16 protein-coding genes are annotated in these 16,892 nt (G+C 66.9%); 7 read left to right on the top strand and 9 right to left on the bottom strand.

Features of this window, described 5'->3' with window-relative positions:
• Positions 1 to 91 precede the first annotated feature (91 nt).
• The 6 genes from FHW81_RS21535 to FHW81_RS21560 form a co-directional block, all read right to left on the bottom strand.
• Entirely contained in the window at positions 92 to 1,180 is a 1,089-nt protein-coding gene (locus tag FHW81_RS21535) for an asparaginase (RefSeq protein WP_003109247.1), read from the bottom strand.
• 85 nt (positions 1,181 to 1,265) lie between these two features.
• Complete coding sequence (gene ggt / locus FHW81_RS21540) at positions 1,266 to 2,939, bottom strand: gamma-glutamyltransferase (protein WP_003086881.1); 1,674 nt, start codon at positions 2,937 to 2,939, stop codon at positions 1,266 to 1,268.
• Positions 2,940 to 3,016: 77 nt separating this feature from the next.
• Positions 3,017 to 3,751, bottom strand: coding sequence for an amino acid ABC transporter ATP-binding protein (locus FHW81_RS21545; RefSeq protein WP_003082761.1), 735 nt, complete (start codon positions 3,749 to 3,751; stop codon positions 3,017 to 3,019).
• Positions 3,748 to 4,416 (bottom strand): amino acid ABC transporter permease, encoded by a 669-nt coding sequence (locus FHW81_RS21550; RefSeq protein ID WP_003082765.1) that lies wholly within the window; start codon positions 4,414 to 4,416, stop codon positions 3,748 to 3,750. The genes FHW81_RS21545 and FHW81_RS21550 overlap by 4 nt, the downstream gene beginning before the upstream one ends.
• A complete protein-coding gene (locus tag FHW81_RS21555; RefSeq protein ID WP_003082767.1) occupies positions 4,413 to 5,159 on the bottom strand; it encodes an amino acid ABC transporter permease in 747 nt (248 codons plus the stop codon). Before FHW81_RS21555 ends, FHW81_RS21550 begins: the two co-directional genes overlap by 4 nt.
• Positions 5,160 to 5,361: 202 nt before the next feature.
• Positions 5,362 to 6,270 carry a glutamate/aspartate ABC transporter substrate-binding protein gene (locus FHW81_RS21560; RefSeq protein WP_003124984.1) on the bottom strand — a complete coding sequence of 303 codons (909 nt, stop codon included), beginning with the start codon at positions 6,268 to 6,270 and terminating at the stop codon, positions 5,362 to 5,364.
• A gap of 451 nt (positions 6,271 to 6,721) precedes the next feature.
• Between FHW81_RS21560 and pagP the strand changes: the two genes are divergently transcribed.
• The 3 genes from pagP (at position 6,722) to FHW81_RS21575 (ending at position 9,843) form a co-directional block, all read left to right on the top strand.
• The gene (pagP, locus tag FHW81_RS21565) at positions 6,722 to 7,180 is read left to right on the top strand and encodes a palmitoyltransferase PagP (RefSeq protein WP_003082771.1); all 459 of its coding nucleotides are present in this window, start codon (positions 6,722 to 6,724) and stop codon (positions 7,178 to 7,180) included.
• 95 nt (positions 7,181 to 7,275) lie between these two features.
• Positions 7,276 to 8,070, top strand: coding sequence for an SDR family NAD(P)-dependent oxidoreductase (locus FHW81_RS21570; protein WP_003120480.1), 795 nt, complete (start codon positions 7,276 to 7,278; stop codon positions 8,068 to 8,070).
• Positions 8,071 to 8,253: 183 nt separating this feature from the next.
• Entirely contained in the window at positions 8,254 to 9,843 is a 1,590-nt protein-coding gene (locus FHW81_RS21575) for a RimK family protein (protein ID WP_023087633.1), read from the top strand.
• A 10-nt stretch (positions 9,844 to 9,853) separates the two neighbouring features.
• On the opposite strand, the gene FHW81_RS21580 is transcribed toward FHW81_RS21575, so the two are convergent.
• A complete protein-coding gene (locus FHW81_RS21580; RefSeq protein WP_033992473.1) occupies positions 9,854 to 11,419 on the bottom strand; it encodes an Orn/Lys/Arg decarboxylase N-terminal domain-containing protein in 1,566 nt (521 codons plus the stop codon).
• A 65-nt stretch (positions 11,420 to 11,484) separates the two neighbouring features.
• A complete protein-coding gene (locus tag FHW81_RS21585) occupies positions 11,485 to 12,177 on the bottom strand; it encodes a helix-turn-helix transcriptional regulator (protein ID WP_003082787.1) in 693 nt (230 codons plus the stop codon).
• A 434-nt stretch (positions 12,178 to 12,611) separates the two neighbouring features.
• Here FHW81_RS21585 and FHW81_RS21590 point away from each other — a divergent pair, with 434 nt between their 5' ends.
• The 4 genes from FHW81_RS21590 (at position 12,612) to FHW81_RS21605 (ending at position 15,648) form a co-directional block, all read left to right on the top strand.
• Positions 12,612 to 12,950 carry a hypothetical protein gene (locus FHW81_RS21590; RefSeq protein WP_003112384.1) on the top strand — a complete coding sequence of 113 codons (339 nt, stop codon included), beginning with the start codon at positions 12,612 to 12,614 and terminating at the stop codon, positions 12,948 to 12,950.
• A gap of 182 nt (positions 12,951 to 13,132) precedes the next feature.
• Complete coding sequence (locus tag FHW81_RS21595) at positions 13,133 to 13,483, top strand: YciI family protein (RefSeq protein ID WP_003082795.1); 351 nt, start codon at positions 13,133 to 13,135, stop codon at positions 13,481 to 13,483.
• 174 nt (positions 13,484 to 13,657) lie between these two features.
• Positions 13,658 to 14,407, top strand: a complete 750-nt coding sequence (locus FHW81_RS21600; RefSeq protein WP_003112385.1) for a DUF899 domain-containing protein — start codon at positions 13,658 to 13,660, stop codon at positions 14,405 to 14,407.
• A 17-nt stretch (positions 14,408 to 14,424) separates the two neighbouring features.
• Positions 14,425 to 15,648: an RNA polymerase sigma factor gene (locus FHW81_RS21605; protein ID WP_003082803.1), complete on the top strand. Its 1,224-nt coding sequence runs from the start codon at positions 14,425 to 14,427 to the stop codon at positions 15,646 to 15,648.
• Positions 15,649 to 15,655: 7 nt separating this feature from the next.
• On the opposite strand, the gene FHW81_RS21610 is transcribed toward FHW81_RS21605, so the two are convergent.
• On the bottom strand, positions 15,656 to 16,867 hold the full coding sequence (locus tag FHW81_RS21610) for an MFS transporter (RefSeq protein ID WP_003082806.1): 1,212 nt from the start codon (positions 16,865 to 16,867) through the stop codon (positions 15,656 to 15,658).
• Positions 16,868 to 16,892: the final 25 nt, after the last annotated feature.

The raw sequence follows: 16,892 nt of genomic DNA on the forward strand, positions 1-16,892 counted from the left end.
GTAGTCGCGGCTAGGCCAGCCCGCCGCCACGATGGGCGGCGGAGCGGGCGGTTTTCCGGCACGGCCGGCAGGCGGCGCCGGAAGGGGTCACTCAGTATTCCCAGAAGATCCGTTGCAGCTCCTTGCTGTCCTGGGTCTTGGTCATCGCGACCGCGGCCAGGATGCGCGCCTTCTGCGGGTTCAGGTCGTGGGCGACGATCCAGTCGTTCTTGTCGTCCGGCTGCTCGGCGTTGCGCAGGACGAAGCCGCCGGCATTGACGTGCGAGGAGCGGATGATCTGCACGCCCTGCTTGCGCAGTTCCTGCAGGGTCGGCACCACGCGCGCGGGCACCGAGCCGTTGCCGGTGCCGGCATGGATGATCGCCTTGGCGCCGGCCTGGGCCAGGGCCTTGTAGGCGGTGTCGCTGACGTTGCCGTAGCTGTAGGCGATTTCCACCGGAGCCAGCGCGGAGATCTGCTTGATGTCGAACTCGGAGTTCACCGTGTGCCGCTTCACCGGTGCGCGGAACCAGTAGCTCTTGCCCTCGACCACCATGCCCAGCGGGCCCCACGGGCTCTTGAACGCTTCGGTCTTGATGTTGACCATCTTGCTCGCGTCGCGGCCGGAGAGGATCTCGTCGTTCATGGTGATCAGCACGCCCTTGCCGCGTGCCGACTTGTCGCCGGCCACCGCCACGGCGTTGTACAGGTTGAGCATGCCGTCGGCGGACATCGCGGTGCCCGGGCGCATCGAGCCGACCACCACGATAGGCTTCTCGGTGTGCTCGACCAGGGTCAGGAAGTAGGCGGTCTCTTCCAGGGTGTCGGTACCGTGGGTGATCACGATGCCGTCGACGTCGTCGCTATCGGCCAGCTTGGCGACGGTCTTGCCCAGTTCCAGCAGGTTCTCGTTGGTGAAGCTTTCCGAGGCGATCTGGAACACCTGTTGGCCGCGGACGTTGGCGATGTCCTTGAGCTGCGGCACGCTGGCCAGCAGTTGGTCGACCGGCACCTTGGCGGCGGTGTAGGTGGCGCTGTTGGCGGCGCTGGCGCCGGCGCCGGCGATGGTACCGCCGGTGGCCAGGATGACCACGTTGGACAGTTTCTGTTGCGGTGCGACTTCCTTGGCCTGGGCGGCCTGCGGCAGCAGGAGCATCAGGGCCATAACACCGGGGGCGAACGCGTGGAGCAATGGCTTCATGGCGATATCTCGTGTCGGTAGGTTGGTAGGGTTATCGTCGTTGCACGCAATCAGGCGCGGGCGGCGTCGGCCGCCCGCCGTCCTGTCAGGGTTTCACCACCAGGCCGACGCCGCGGCCACGGGGATCGGAGGCGGTCTCCAGGGCCTTGCCGTCGACGCGGATGGCCTGGATATCGCCCATGTTCCAGCCCTGGTCCTCCAGGGTGTAGCCCATCGCCTTCAGCTCCTCGGCGACCTTGCCGGCGAGCGGCGCGTAGGCGTCGTAGTAGATCGTGTCCTTGGGCAGCAACTGGTGGTGCACGCGCTGCGCGGCCACGGCCTTCTCCAGCGGCAGGTGGAAGTCGTAGATGTTGTTCAGCACCTGGAAGATCGAGGTGAAGATCCGCGAGCCGCCGGGAGTGCCGACCACCAGGCTGACCTTGCCGTCGCGGGTGACGATGCTCGGGCTCATCGAGGAGAGCATGCGCTTGCCCGGCTCGATGGCGTTGGCGTCGCTGCCGACCACGCCGAAGGCGTTGGCCACGCCCGGTTTGGCGCTGAAGTCGTCCATCTCGTCGTTGAGCAGGAAGCCGGCGCCCTTGACCACCACGCCGCTGCCGAAGTCCCAGTTGAGGGTGTAGGTGTTGCTCACCGCGTTGCCGTCGGCGTCGACGATGGAGAAGTGCGTGGTCTGGTGCGGTTCCAGGCCGGGACGGACCTTCTCGGTCGGCGAGATCGCCGTCGGATTGACCTCGGCGGCACGCTGCTTCAGGTATGCCGGATCGGTCAGGCGCGCCACCGGGACCTTGGAGAAGTCCGGGTCGCCGAGGTAGTCGGCGCGGTCGGCGAACACGCGTTTCTCGATCTCCGCCAGCAGGTGGATGTAGCGCGCGGAGTTCAGCTCGACGCCCTTGAAGTCGGCGGCACGGTTTTCCTTGATGCCCAGCAACTGGGCCAGGGCGATCCCGCCGGAGCTTGGCAGCGGCGCGGTATAGAGCGTGTTGCCCTGCCAGTCGACGCGCATCGGTTCGCGCCACCTGACCTTGTAGTCGGCGAGGTCCTGGTGGGTGATCAGTCCCTTGTCCTGCTGCATCTGTGCCACCAGCAGGTCGGCGGTATGGCCTTTGTAGAACTCGTCCGGGCCCTTGTCGGCGATACGCTCCAGGGTCTTCGCCAGGTCCGGCTGGAGGAACGCCTCGCCGGCCTTCATGTGGCCGAAGTAGTCGCCGAAGTTGGTCTTGCCGTTGAACAGGGCGACGGCGTCCTGGCGGTACTGGAACTGCTTGTCGGCGACCTTGAAGCCCTTTTGCGCGTAGCCGATGGCCGGGGTCAGCAGCTCGCTCCAGGGCAGCTTGCCGAACCGCTTGTGGGCTTCCCAGAGGCCCATCACGGTGCCCGGCACGCCAGCGGCCTTGGCGCCGACCAGGCTGAGGTTCTCGATCACCTCGCCCTTGTCGTCCAGGTACATGGTCTTGCTCGCGGCCTTCGGCGCCACCTCGCGGTAGTCGAGGAAGTACGGCTTGCCGTCCATGTACAGGGTCATGAAGCCGCCGCCGCCGATGTTGCCGGCCTCGGGGTAGGTGACCGCCAGGGTGAAGGCGGTGGCCACCGCGGCGTCCACCGCGTTGCCGCCGGCCTTGAGGATCTGCGCGGCGACCTTGGCGCCGTACTCGTCGGGCGCGGCGACGGCGCCGCCGTCGAGCGTGGCGGCGAAGGCCGAGGAGGATGCGGCGGCAATGGCGACGCCGAGGGACAGGGTTCTGAAGAGCACAGGTTGCATGGGCTTTCCCTATTTATTGTTATCGCAGGCGAGGGTGGAGCAGGCCCCCGCCGGGCGGGCCGGCGAGGGCGGGTACATCAGTGCGGGAGGATCTTGGCGAGGAACTGCTGGGCGCGTTCGGAGCGGGCGCTGACGTCGCCGAAGAACTCCTCCTTCTCGCAGTCTTCCACGATCTGCCCGCGGTCCATGAAGATCACCCGGTTGGCGACCTTGCGCGCGAAGCCCATCTCGTGGGTCACGCACATCATGGTCATGCCTTCGTGGGCCAGCTGGACCATCACGTCGAGCACTTCGTTGACCATTTCCGGGTCGAGCGCCGAGGTCGGCTCGTCGAACAGCATCACCACCGGGTCCATCGCCAGCGCGCGGGCGATCGCCACGCGCTGCTGCTGGCCGCCGGAGAGCTGGCCGGGGTGCTTGTGCGCGTGCTCCTTGAGACCGACACGCTCGAGCAGGGCCAGGCCCTTCTTGGTGGCTTCTTCCTTGCTGCGGCCGAGTACCTTGATCTGCGCGATGGTCAGGTTCTCGGTGATGCTCAGGTGGGGAAACAGCTCGAAATGCTGGAACACCATGCCGACCCGCGAGCGCAGCTTGGGCAGGTTGGTCTTCGGATCGGCGATGGAGGTGCCGTCGACGACGATGTCGCCCTTCTGGAAGGGTTCCAGTGCGTTGACGCACTTGATCAGGGTCGACTTGCCCGAGCCCGACGGCCCGCAGACCACCACCACTTCGCCTTTCGCAACCTCGGTGGAGCAGTCGGTCAGGACCTGGAAGTCGCCATACCACTTGCTGACATTCTTGATGGAAATCATACGGTTAACCTTTTCTGCAGACGTTTGACGGCGAACGAGGCGGTGAAGCTTACGACGAAGTAGACCAGGCCGGCGAAAATCAGGAACTCGTTGGCCTGGCCGATGATGTCGCCGCGCGAACGGGCCGAATTGAGGAAGTCCATCAGGCCGACGGTATAGACCAGCGAGGTGTCCTGGAACAGGATGATGCTCTGTTGCAGCAGCAGCGGGGTCATCTTGCGGAACGCCTGCGGCAGGATCACCAGGCGCATGGTCTGCCCGTAGGTCATGCCCAGTGCCTGGGCGGCGCCCATCTGGCCTTTCGGGATGGCCTGGATGCCGGCGCGGACGATCTCGCAGTAGTAGGCCGCCTCGAACATCATGAAGGCCACCAGGCAGGAGGTGAACGCCCCCACCGGGGTGTCCTCGCCGGTGATCCAGCGCAGGATGAAGGGCACCGCGAAGTAGAACCAGGTGATCACCAGCAGCAGCGGGATCGAGCGGAAGTAGTTGACGTAGAAGCCGGCGATGTTCGACAGCAACTTGCTGTGCGACAGCCGCATCAGCGCCAGCACGGTACCCAGCGCGACGCCGCCGAGGACGCCGAGGACCATCAGCTTGAGGGTCATCAGCATGCCTTCCCAGAGGCTCGGCAGGGCGGGAACGATTCCACTGAAGTCCATCATTTACCTCCTACGGAGATCAGGCCCGGTACGGCGACCTTTCTCTCCACCAGGCGCATGATCAGCATCAGGCTCATGTTCAGCGTGAAGTAGATCAGCGTGGCCAGGGTGAAGGCCTCGAACAGGTTGGCGGAGAACTCGGCAGTCTGCTTGGTCTGCGCCAGCAGCTCCATCAGGCCGATCAGCGACGCCACCGAGGAGTTCTTGAAGATGTTGAGGAACTCCGAGGTCAGCGGCGGGATGATGATCCGGAAGGCCTGCGGCAGCAGCACGTGGCGGTAGATCTGCGGCAGGCGGAAGCCCATCGCGCGGGCCGCCGAGGTCTGCCCGTAGGGCAGCGCCTGGATGCCGGTGCGCACCTGCTCGCAGACCCGCGCGGCGGTGAACAGGCCGAGGCAGACGACCACGCTGAGGTAGGCCGAGGTAGTCGGGTTGAGGTCCTGCTTGAACCAGGTCTGCAGGCCCTCGGGCAGCAGGTCGGGTACCAGGAAGTACCAGATGAACAGCTGCACCAGCAGCGGCACGTTGCGGAAGATTTCCACGTAGGCGGTGGCGATCCCCGATACCAGGCGGTTCGGCACGGTGCGCATGACGCCGAGCAGCGAGCCCAGCGCCAGGGCGATGATCCAGCCGACCAGGGCGATGGCGATGGTCCAGCCCAGACCGGCGATGTACCAGTCGAGGTAGGTTTCGCTGCCGATCCCGGTGGACTTGAAGAACACGCCCCAGTCCCAGTTGTAATTCATGTTGGGGTTTCCCCTCGGTTCAATCGGTTGCAGACACTGGCGGGGAAGGCAGGCGCCGGCGCGGCCGTGCGGGCCGGCGGCGCTGCTCTTCCGGGGGAGACGGCTGGGGAGGGGCAGGCCCCTCCCGCGTCCCCGAGGCCCCGCTGCGAGGCGGGGGCGACGCGCGAAGCGCTGGCGCTCCGGGAGGAACGCCAGGCGCTCGTTACATCTGCTCGGCGGCCTTGTCGGTCGGGCTGGCGATCAGCTTCTTCAGCTCTTCGCTCATGGGGAAGTTGAGGTTCAGGCCCTTCGGCGGGATCGGCTGGGTGAACCACTTGTCGTAGATCTTGTTGACCTCGCCGGAGGCGTAGGTATCGGTGATGGCCTTGTCGACCACTTTCTTGAACGCCGCGTCGCCCTTGCGCACCATGCAGCCGTAGATCTCGAAGGACTGCGGGGTGCCGCCGACGACCCAGTCGTCCGGCTTCTTGGCCTTGGCCATTTCGCCGTAGAGCAGCGCGTCGTCCATCATGAAGGCCACCGCGCGGCCGGATTCGAGCATCATGAAGGACTCGCCGTGGTCCTTGGCGGAGATGATGTTCATGCCCATCTTCTTGTCCGCGTTCATGGCCTTGAGCAGGCGCTCGGAGGTGGTGCCGGCGGTGGTCACCACGTTCTTGCCCTTGAGGTCGTCGAAGTCCTTGATGTTGGCGGTCTTCTTCGACAGCAGGCGGGTGCCGACCTCGAAGATGCCGACGGAGAAGTCGACCTGCTTCTGGCGCTCTTCGTTGTTGGTGGTGGAGCCGCACTCGATGTCCACGGTGCCGTTCTGCACCAGCGGGATGCGGGTCTGCGAGGTGACCAGGTTATAGCGGACCTTCAGCTCGGGGAGGTTGAGTTCCTTCTTCACCGCCTCGACCACTTTCAGTTGCAGGTCGTGGGAGTAGCCGATCGGCTTGCCCGGCTCGGTGCCGAGGTAGGAGAAGGGAATCGAAGCGTCACGGTGACCGAGGGTGATGGTGCCGGTGTCCTTGATCTTCTTCAGCGTGCCGGTGAGCTCGTCAGCGACGACCGGAGCGGACAACAGAGCGGCCACGATGGCGGTGCTCAGCAGACTGGGAGCGATACGCATGAATTTCTTCCTCGACTTGTTTTGATTTTTATTGAGCCGCGAGCGCCTGGCCTCTCCGGGACAGGGTGTTTCGCGGTTTTCCCCGGCGGGGGAAGCCACGAGAGTATCGTGCTTGCCGAACAGTGTAGTGGCAGGATGCATGCCAGCTTATGAAATCCGGCTTTTTTTAGCCTAAATATTTGAAAGTAAAAGAAATTAAATTTGGATGAAAATGCCCCGAAATGGCCTTTCGTCCGCTCTTCCGAATATTTTCGGGGCATGGCGTTCGGTTTTCCGAACGTTTCGCCGAGGTCCGTTCTTGAGCCATTCCGGGTTTTTCTGACGGTTCGTTCAGAAATTGTTCAGGCTTCGTTCAGGCCCGATTCAGGCCGGGTTCAGCAGAATTCACGCTGCGAGGCGCAAGCCGTCACGTCTTGCCTTCCTTACCTGGCGACGGCCGCCTGGAGTCCCCATGCGCTATCTCATCCTCAGCCTGCTGGCCGTGCTCGCCGCACCTGCCTGGGCTGCCGACGACGGCGACTTCTGGTACCTGCAGACCAGCGTCTACACCCGGCATTTCAACCCGGATCCGGAACACAACAATCACCAGGACCTGCTCGGCCTCGAATACAACCGCGCCGATGGCGTGCTGGCCGGCGGCGCGACCTTTCGCAACTCGTTCAGCCAGCGCTCCAACTACGCCTACCTGGGCAAGCGCTTCGACAGTGACAGCTACCCGGTCTACCTGAAGCTCACCGGCGGCCTGTTGCAGGGCTATCGCGGCGAATACCGCGACAAGATCCCGCTGAACCGCTTCGGCGTCGCGCCGGCGATCATCCCCTCGGTGGGCGTTCGCTTCGGCCCGCTGGGCAGCGAGCTGGTGCTGCTCGGCAATTCGGCGGCGATGATCAACCTCGGCCTGCGTCTCTGAGGCCCAGGGCGGGCACGGAACGCTGGCTGGTCTAGGCTGTCGTCTGTTCCCCGAGCCGCGTTCCTGAGCGGTTCGTCACTCGACAGGAGACTCCCATGCAGATCGATCTGAGCGACAAACTGGCAATCGTCAGCGGTTCCACCGCCGGCATCGGCTTCGCCATCGCCAGCGGCCTCGCCGCCGCCGGCGCCACCGTGGTGGTCAACGGACGCAGCCAGGCGGCGGTGGACCGTGCGATCGCGGCGATCCGGAACGGCCAGCCGGATGCCAGGATACGCGGCGTCGCCGGCGACCTGGGTACGGCGGAAGGCTGCGCGGCCTTCGTCGCGGCCGAGCCGAAGGCGGACATCCTGGTCAACAACCTGGGCATCTTCGAGCTGAAGGACTTCTTCGACATCGAGGACGCCGAGTGGAGCCGCTTCTTCGAGGTCAACGTGATGTCCGGGGTACGCCTGGCCCGCGCCTACGTCCCGGGAATGGTCGAGCGCGGTTGGGGGCGAGTGGTGTTCCTGTCTTCGGAATCGGCGTTGAACATCCCGGCGGACATGATCCACTACGGCTTCAGCAAGACCGCCAACCTCTCGGTGTCGCGCGGCCTGGCCAAGCGCCTGGCCGGCACCGGGGTGACGGTGAATGCGGTGCTGCCCGGACCAACCCTCACCGAAGGCGTCGCCGAGATGCTTCGCGAGGATGCGCAGAAGGCCGGGCAGAGCATAGAAGAGGCCGGCACCGCCTTTGTCCGGCAGCACCGTTCCAGTTCGATCATCCAGCGCCTGGCGACGCCCGAGGAAGTCGCCAACCTGGTGGTCTACACCTGCTCGACCCAGGCCTCGGCGACCACCGGCGCGGCCCTGCGGGTCGACGGCGGGGTGCTCGACAGCCTGGCCTGACGAGCGCGCAACGCCAGCGTAAAAATGCTCCTCGGCACTCGCTGCGCGGTGCCCGGCGGCCCTGGCCGGTTGCCGCGCCGGCGTCTGGCGGCGGCGCTCGTAAAGCTTGCGTAACGAGGCGCGACAGGAGGCGCCGGCAGGTCTAGAACGGCAGGTACCGTCATTCAGAGGATACCGCCACTCATGTCAGCAGCCTCGTTAGCCACCCTCGACGGGTCGCTCCGCATGACCCTCGTCGAGCAACCCCGACCGCCGGCTCTCGCCGACCTCGGCAGCCGCCTGATGATCGTCGTCGAGCGACGCGAGGACTGGGCCTCCTACCTGCCCAGCGAGGAAGTACTCACCGCCCAGGAATACCTCGAGCAATCGGCGCGCGACCACGGCGGCCGCCGCGTGCAGGTGATCAACCTGTGCCGCGGCTACAAGTACCTCGGCCTCGGCTACTACTGTTCGCTGCTGGCCGAGGCCCGTGGCCACCGGGTGATCCCGTCGCTGCGCTGCATCAGCGAACTGGCTCGCAAGTCGGTGTACGGGCTGGCCCTGGGTGGCCTCGACAAGGCCCTGGACAAGGCGCTGTGCCGTACGCCCTATGGCGCCACCGACGGCTTCACCCTGACCCTGTATTTCGGCCATACCGAGTTCGAGCCACTGGCCGACCTCGCCCGCCAGTTGTTCGAAGCCTTTCCCTGTCCGATCCTGCTGGTGGAGTTCCGTCGCCAGCAGGGCTGGCATATCGAGGGCGTGCGCCCTGGCGTGCTGAACCGCCTGCGCAGCGACCAGGAGGACGTTTTCGCCGACGCCCTCGACGGTTTCAGCCGGCGCGCCTGGCGCATGCCGCGTTCGCGGCGGGTGGCGCGCTACGACATGGCGATCCTCCACGATCCCGACGAAGCGCTGCCGCCGTCCAACCCGCAGGCGCTGGCCAACTTCGTACGGGTCGGCGCCAGCCTCGGCATCGACGTCGAACTGATCGGACGCAAGGACTACGCGCGCCTGGCCGAGTTCGACGCCCTGCTGATCCGCGAGACCACCCGGGTCGACCACCATACCTATCGCTTCGCCGAGAAGGCCGAGCGCGAAGGCCTGGTGGTGATGGACGACCCGGCATCGATCCTGCGCTGCACCAACAAGGTCTACCTGGCCGACCTGCTTGGTTGCCGGCAACTGGGCATGCCGCTCACCGAGATCCTCTACAAGGAACGCCCGCAGGACTGGCAGCGGGTGGCCCGGCGCCTGGGCTTCCCGCTGGTGCTGAAGATTCCCGATGGCTGCTTCTCCCGTGGCGTGGTCAAGGTCAACGACGACAGCGAACTGCTGGCGGCGGCGAGCGAGCTGTTCGAGCGCTCGGTCCTGTTGCTGGCCCAGGAGTTCTTCTACACCGAGTACGACTGGCGCATCGGCGTGCTCGACCGCCAACCGCTGTACGCCTGCCAGTACTTCATGTCGCGCGGCCACTGGCAGATCTACAACCACAAGGCCGACGGCCAGGACGTCAACGGCGAGTGCCGCGCCGTGCCGCTGGAGCAGGTGCCGCCGGCGGTGCTGGAGCTGGCCCTGGAGGCCGCCGGGCGGATCGGCGACGGCCTCTACGGGGTGGACCTGAAGCAGGCCGGCGACAAGGTGCTGGTCATTGAGGTCAACGACAACCCGAATATCGATGCCGGCGTCGAGGACGGCCAGCTCGGCGACGAACTCTACCGGCGCATCCTCCAGGCCTTCGTCCAGCGCCTGGAACTCAAGCACCGTGGCCAGTTGAGCAAGGCGCTGCGCTGAACGGCGCGCCTCAGTCCGGCCGGCGCGTGGCCAGGCGCAGGCCGGAGCCGCGGGCGAGGGCGGCCGGCCTGACGCAACGGACCCGGTAGCGGCCGCGCTCATCGATCTCGATGCCCTGCAACTCGGGAGCTAAACCGGGAAAGTGCTCGCCGAAGGCCTGCAAGGCCAGCAGGTAGTCGATCAGCGCCGGTGATTCCTCGGCCACCCGTTCGCCGGGCAACAGCAGCGGCGTGGCCGCCGGATGGACGCCGACCAGGCTGGCGACCACACGGCCGCCGAGCCTGTCGATCGCCACCGCTTCGGTTTCGTCCCTGACCAGGTGCCCATAGACCGTGGCCGGCGCCAGCGCGGCGTGGCCGGCAGCCCTGGCGGCGGCGTCGGCGAGGGCGGTCAGGTGCAGCCGCAGGCTGGCTTCGTGGATCATCGCGCAGAGTTCGCGCAGGCCGATGTAGCGGTACAGCGGCGAGCTGTCGAGCAACTCCGGCAACACCTGCTTCAGCGGCGCATCGTCGTCGTGCCGGCGTTTGAATTCGCACAGCCTGTCCACCAGCGGCTGCGCGTGTTCCGCCCTGGCGCCCTGGGGAAACAGCAGCAGGAAGCGATAGTCGCCGGTGCGCAACGGGGCGATGCCGTGCCGGCGCAGGTAGCGGCAGACCACCGCGGCGGGTACTCCGAAGCTGGCCGGGCGACCGCGCGAATCGAGGCCGGGGGCGCTCAGGGCGACGCGCAGCGGGTCCAGCCGAGGACTGCTGTCGAGTGTCTCGGCGAGCCCGTGCCAGCGCTTCGCCGGCGTCTCCCGGCCGGCCTCGATGCCAGGCCCCGGGTTGCCCCGCAGTATCTCGAAGAACCACGTATCGCCATCCTCCCTGGCGAGCCGCGCAGCGGCTTCCCAGAGCGCCCGGCGAAAGGCCTCGGCGATGTCGCCGGCGTGCGCCGCCGGGGCTCCTGCGGACGTCTTGCGGTAGGCCGTGGAGAGGTCGTTCAGCGGTGTCGCCAGGCGCTCCGCGGTGCTCCCCGAGCCGATCCGCCACTGCTTGGCCGGCGCCAGGTCGAGGTGTGCGCGTCCGTTGTAGCGGGCACTCACCGGCGTGCGCGGGACCGGCGGGGCATAGTCGCGCAGCCGCCTGGGGCCCGCCGGGGCGCGCCATTCGCGCAGGTCGCTGTCGATGCGCTCGGCGATGAAGCGTGCGGGGCCGGCGGCCAGGTTGAAGCATCCCTGGGCCTCGTCCAGTAGCTGGCTGGACAACTGCTCGATGCGCAGTTGACGAAACAACAGGAACAGCGGGATGGACGGCGCGAGCTGGCGGAGTTCATCGAGCGCCGCCAATTGTGCGGCTTCGTTCTCGCCTGTCGGCTCCGCGACGAGCAGGAGGATGCCGGCGGGGTGCGCGGCGTTGCCGAGAAAATCCAGGGCGACCTTGCGGCTTGGCGCCTGGAAGAGCCGATAGCCGCGTATTTCCAGTTGTCGACAAAGCTCGGAAAGACGATTCGCATCATTGGCCGCGTTTATGTTGGAAGTGACGAGTATTGAATGACGCGAAGGATTGTTTCGAGACATGCTGTTGTCCTTGTCCATTCGAACCGCTCGGTTTCGCCGGCAAAAGCGTCGCCCGGCACGCCGAAGGCTCTCGCGAGGCGCGACTAGTGATTGATGATGTACTTGGCGCTGGCGAAGGTCGGCGGGATATAGAAGTTCCACTTCTTTTGCCGGGCGAGTGCCTTGAAGGCGCCGATGCAACTGCAACCGACCTTCTGGAAGATGTTGCTCTTGTGAAACTTGACGGTACTCAGGGAGCGGCTGATCTGTTCGGCTATTTCTTTTTCCGAGAGACCGGAAAGCAGCAGGTAGATCACGTCCCATTCGCGCGAGGTGAACAACTCCGAGGGGGGCGTGAAGGTGAAGGTACCGATGCCGTCGGTGGCGATGAAGCCGCGCGGGGCGACCGAGGTCAGGGTCTTGGCATGGGCGATCACCCCGGTGCGGTTGCCGCGCCGGTCATACAGCGGCATGCGCTCGAAGTACAGGCAGCAGGGCGCCGGATGGTCGTCCGGCCTGAGCAGCGCCAGGGCCTCGATGCGCTTGCCGGTCTGGATGACCAGCTTGTCGTGCTCTTCGATGCTGGCACTGAAGGGGGACAGCAGGGAGTTCTTCTGGCCGAACCGCGGGGTGATCAGTTCGGTATAGCGACGATTGACATAGACGAAGTTGAGACAGTTGTCTTTCACACTCCAGGCCTCTTCGCTCTGCTCCCAGGAAATGATCAGTTCGATGGGAATGTGCACCGACATGTGGTGAGTCATGTCCAGCAGCTTTTCGATATCCAATAGCGTCATTGGCTACTCCACTCATTTACATGTGGGCGGGTCTTTGAATGGAAGAAAGATGGCGAGGCGAGTGCGTGCCGGGATGTTCGTTGGGACCTGCGGAAGTTTCTCTGGCAAGTGCTATCTTCTTTTCGGTGGCGTTCGACTCCTGCGTCTGCGAAGTGTTACCGGAGCAACTACGCCGGGGCGCAATTCGATTTCAGGTTATATCCGCGACCTCATGCCCAGGCTGTACTTTTGATCGAGTTTTTTTGCGCTGTTCTAATAGGGGGCGGGCGCGTTGTTCGAAAAGTCGATTGACAGCTGACGGAGGTGGCCAGGGTCCTATCGAACAATTCCAGGAATTCCCTTTTTCCAATGCGCGATGCCACCGGTCCGTACTTCGCTCGCCGGGGCCGTTGCGCGGCTATGGTGGAAGTCCCGAGGCCTATCGAGGCTTTGTCATGTCGCGTGTCCTTTTCCTGCTCCTGGCCATGGTGCTCGCCGGCCTGGGCCAACCGACCCTCGCCGCGCCCCTGCCGGACGAGCTGCCGGCAGCCTTGCCCGCCGCGCCGCCGGTCGCGCCGTTGCCCATGGGCAGCGCGCCACAGCCGCAACCGGAGGCCGCCGAGCCGGACCTGCCGGGTAGCGACGCGGCCAGCGCCGACGGGGAGGCGACGACCAAGGACGGCTTGAAGATCGGCAACGGCAGTCTCCGCCTGCGCCAGGACGATCCCGGGCCGACCCGGGAAAGCCCGCTGCGCGATCCCCGCCTGAATCCCTACGCACCGCGTCAGCCCTGACCGACGGCCCGCGCCTGGTGGTCGGGCGGGTCTAGGCTTGTGCTGCGGTCGGCGGCGTTCCACGGCGAGCGCCGACCGTTCGTCCGCGCCGCGGGCTTTTTTCCCCGCCACTGTCGAAAGGCGCCCTCGCCGGGCGACTACCGAACGAACGGATCGTCGATCCGCACCAGGAGCCCACCGCCATGAAATACCTCTGCCTGATCTATTTCGACGAAGCGAAGCTGGCCGCCGTGCCGGCCGAGGAGCTTGCCGCCATCGTCGACGAGTGCATGACCTACTCCGACCAGTTGGGCAAGGCCGGCCACTACATCGCCTCGCACGCCCTGCAGTCGGTGCAGACCGCCACCACCCTGCGCCACCAGGGTGGGCGGCTGGCGATGACCGACGGGCCGTTCGCCGAGACCAAGGAGCAACTCGGCGGCTTCTACCTGATCGAGGCGCGTGACCTCAACCAGGCCCTGCAGATCGCCGCGAAGATTCCGCCGGGACGGCTCGGCTGCGTCGAGGTGCGACCGGTCAAGGAATGGGAGTGAGGGCGCCCGGCGCCGGAGGTGAAGCATGTGCCCCCTGTGCATCGCATCCCTGTCCCTGGTGTGCGCCGGCGGCGCTTCGCTGGCCGGCTTCGCCCTGGCGACCGGGCGCCGGCGCCGCTGGCGGAACGACCCCGGGCAGGCTGGAAAACCGAGAATTTCCGTGGAGAATCGGCAATGAATCCTTCTTTGCAGGACCACCCGGTGAGCAGCCGGGAACAATGGCTGGACGCCCGTCGCCGCCTGCTGGCGCGGGAAAAGCAACTCACCCGCCTGCGCGACCAGGTCGCCGCCGAACGACGCGAGCTGCCCTGGGTCAGGGTGGACAAGGACTACCGCTTCCAGGGCGAGCGCGGTGAGCGTTCGCTGGCCGAGTTGTTCGGCGGCAATAGCCAGCTAATCGTCTACCACTTCATGTTCGCGCCGGGCTGGAGCGAAGGCTGCGTCGGCTGTTCGTTCCTCGCCGACCACATCGACGGCGCCAACCGGCACCTGGCGCACCACGACGTCAGCCTGGTGGCGGTATCGCGCGCGCCCCTGGAAGAGTTCCAGGCGTTCCGCCGGCGCATGGGCTGGCGTTTCGACTGGTACTCCTCGTACGGCAGCGATTTCAACCGTGACTTCGGGGTGTCCTTCGACAAGGCGCAACTGGCCGCCGGCAGCGTCGACTACAACTACCAGCCGACCCCCGACGCCGGCGAGGAAATGCCGGGTGCCAGCGTGTTCCTGCGCAATCCGGCGGGCGAGGTGTTCCACACCTATTCGGCCTATGCGCGCGGCCTCGACATCCTGCTCACCACCTACACCTTCCTCGACCTGACGCCCAAGGGGCGCAACGAGGACGCGATCATGGACTGGCTGCGTCACCACGACCGCTACGACGAGGCGCCGAAAAGCGCCTGCTGCCACGCGCAGGCCAGCCATTGAGGGAGCACGGCGAGCCGTTGCGCAGCCGCATCGAGGCGCTGTACCGCGAGGAGTCGCGGCGCGTGCTAGCGACCCTGATCCGCCTGCTCGGCGATTTCGAGCTGGCCGAGGAGGCCTTGCACGACGCCTTCATCGCCGCCGTCGAGCAGTGGCCGCGCGACGGTATCCCGCGCAACCCGCGCGCCTGGCTGGTTTCCGCTGGGCGCTTCAAGGCCATCGACAACCTGCGCCGGCGAGCGCGCTTCGACGCCTCGCAGCGACTGCTCGCCGAGCAACTGGAAGAGCAGGCCGAGGCGCCGGCGGAGGAGGGCGATGCGGTGGAAGACGACCGGCTACGCCTGATCTTCACCTGCTGCCACCCGGCGCTGACCCCCGAGGCACAGGTGGCGCTGACCCTGCGCGAGGTCTGCGACCTGCGCACCGAGGAGATCGCCCGCGCCTTCCTCGCCGCGCCCAGCGCCATCGCCCAACGCATCGTGCGGGCCAAGAACAAGATCCGCGAGGCCCGGATTCCCTACCAGGTACCGACCCTGGAGGAACTCCCCGAGCGGCTGGGCAACGTCCTGCAAGTGATCTACCTGGTGTTCAACGAGGGCTACTCGGCCTCCACCGGCGCCAGCCTGACCCGCGCCGATCTCAGCGGCGAGGCGATCCGCGTCGGCCGCCTGCTGGTCGAGCTGCTGCCCGACCCCGAGGCCCTCGGCCTGCTCGCCCTGATGTTGCTGCACGACTCGCGGCGCCAGGCGCGGATCTCGGCCAGCGGCGAACTGGTGCGGCTCGACGAGCAGGACCGCGCTCTGTGGGATCGTGGACTGATCGTCGAGGGGCTCGGCCTGGTCGAGCGGGCCCTGGCCAGCCGCCGCGTCGGGCCCTACACCCTGCAGGCGGCGATCGTTGCGGTGCATGCCCAGGCGCCGCGCGCCGAGGACACCGACTGGGCACGGATCGTCGCCCTCTACGACGCGCTGCTGTACCTGGCGCCGTCGCCGGTGGTCGAACTCAACCGCGCCGTGGCCTTGGCCATGCGCGATGGCGTCGAGGTCGGGCTGGCCGTGGTCGATGCGTTGCTGGCGCGAGGTGAACTGGCCGATTACCACCTGGCGCACTCGGCGCGTGCCGACTTCTGCCGCCGTCTCGGTCGCCGCCGCGAGGCCCGCGAGGCCTACCGCGCGGCGCTGGCCCTGGCGCGCCAGGAGCCGGAGCGGCGCTTCATCGAGCAGCGCCTGCGCGAACTCGATTGAAGCCGGCTCAGGCGCCGTTGGCGCAGGCCGTACGCGCTTCGCCGCCAACGCCACGGGTGAACCACCAGAACGCCAGGGCCGCCAGGCTGATCGCCGCGCCGAGCAGGCTCACCGCGTCCCAGCCGGCCCAGGCGTACATGGCGGTGCCGGCGCTGGCGCCGAGGCCGCTGCCGGCGGCGTAGAACAGCATGTAGCAACCCACCAGGCGGCTGTGGGCGCGCGGGTCGATGGCGAAGACCAGGCTCTGGTTGAGCACATGGATCGCCTGGCCGGCGAGATCGAGCAGCAGCACGCCGAGAATCAGCGCCGCCAGCGAATGCGCGCCGAGGGCGAGCGGCAGCCAGGACAGCAGCAACAGCAGCAGGGCGCCGCCGCTGAGCGCCTGGGCGTGGCCGCGATCGGCCAGGCTGCCGGCCCGCGCCGCGCCCAGCGCGCCGAGCGCGCCGACCAGGCCGAAGGCGCCGATGGCGCTGTGCGACAGCGAATGCGGCGGCGCGCCGAGCAGCAATACCAGGCTGCTCCAGAACACCCCGAAGGCGGCGAACATCAACAGCCCGAGCAGGCCGCGCACCTGCAGCACGCGCTGGCTCGCCAGCAGGTCGAACATCGAGCCGAGCAGTTGCCGGTAGGTCAGCCCCAGTTCGTTGCTCGGCGCCGCCGGCAGTACCCGCCAGAGCAGCAGGCCGAGCCCGCCCATGCTCGCTGCCGAGACCAGGTAGACGCTGCGCCAGCCGCCGAGGTCGGCGAGCAGCCCGGCCAGGCTGCGCGCCAGCAGCAGGCCGATCACCACGCCGCCCTGCGCCGCGCCGACCACCCGCCCGCGCTCGCCAGGCGCCGCCAGCGCCGCGGCGTAGGCCAGCAGTCCCTGGGTCATGGCGGTGCCGAGCAGGCCCAGTCCGAGCAGCCCCAGCGCCAGGCCGAGGGTATCGCCGGCGAAGCCCACCAGCAGCAGCGACAGCACCAGCAGCAGGAGCTGGACGAACATCAGCCGGCGCCGCTCCAGCAGGTCGCCCAGCGGCACCACCAGCAGCAGCGCCAGGGCGCAACCGGCCTGGGTCGCGCCGAACAGCAGGCCGACCCCGGCCTGGCCGATGGCGAACTCGGCACCGAGGACGTCCAGCAGCGGCTGGGCGTAATAGACGTTGGCCACGCTGAGACCGCAGGCGACGGCGAACAGCAGCACCAGCGCGGAGGGGAGGGAGGATGGCGAGGATGGCATGCGAAGCGCTCCGTAAGGTTTCAAT

Origin of the sequence: Pseudomonas sp. RC10-4-2, assembly GCF_050433085.1 — a bacterium.
Lineage (GTDB): Bacteria > Pseudomonadota > Gammaproteobacteria > Pseudomonadales > Pseudomonadaceae > Pseudomonas > Pseudomonas aeruginosa.